The sequence below is a fragment of the Pseudomonas sp. PICF6 genome (assembly GCF_009831705.1).
In the GTDB taxonomy this organism is placed as follows: domain Bacteria; phylum Pseudomonadota; class Gammaproteobacteria; order Pseudomonadales; family Pseudomonadaceae; genus Aquipseudomonas; species Aquipseudomonas rhizophila.
This window is the reverse complement of record NZ_WUUD01000006.1, coordinates 1-628: the sequence shown is the minus strand read 5'-3', so window position 1 is coordinate 628 and position 628 is coordinate 1. Positions and strand designations below refer to the sequence as shown.

Below are 628 nucleotides of genomic sequence, written 5' to 3'. Positions count from 1 at the left end.
TGTCGATCCTGGGCATCACCTTCGATTTCGGGCCGTTCGCCTTCCTCGACGACTTCGACGCCAACTTCATCTGCAACCACTCCGACGACCAGGGCCGCTACTCGTTCAGCAACCAGGTGCCAATCGGCCAATGGAACCTCAGCGCACTGGCCCAAGCCCTGACGCCGTTCATCAGCGTCGAGGCCCTGCGTGAAACACTCGGTTTGTATTTGCCGCTGTACCAGGCCCACTACCTGGACCTGATGCGCCGCCGCCTGGGCCTGACCAGCGCCGAGGAGGATGACCAGAACCTGGTGGAGCGCCTGCTGCAATTGATGCAAAACAGCGGCGTCGACTACAGCCTGTTCTTCCGCCGGCTAGGCGATCAGTCCCCCGAACAGGCCGTCGCCGCCCTGCGCGATGACTTCGTCGACCTCAAGGGCTTCGACGCCTGGGGCGAGCTATACGTTGCCCGCGTCAGCCGCGAAGGCCCTGTCGATCAAGACCTGCGTCGCGTCCGCATGCACGCGCTGAACCCACTGTATGTGCTGCGCAACTACCTGGCGCAGAAAGCCATCGACGCCGCCGAGGCAGGCGACTACGAAGAAGTCCGCCGCCTGCACACGGTGCTGAGCAGGCCGTTCGAAGA

At 63.5% G+C, this 628-nt stretch carries 1 protein-coding gene; it reads left to right on the top strand.

What is annotated here, in order from left to right; translation table 11 throughout:
• Positions 1–628, top strand: a 628-nt coding sequence (locus GSM73_RS03175; RefSeq protein WP_178129656.1) for a protein adenylyltransferase SelO family protein, incomplete at both ends; no start/stop codon positions are given.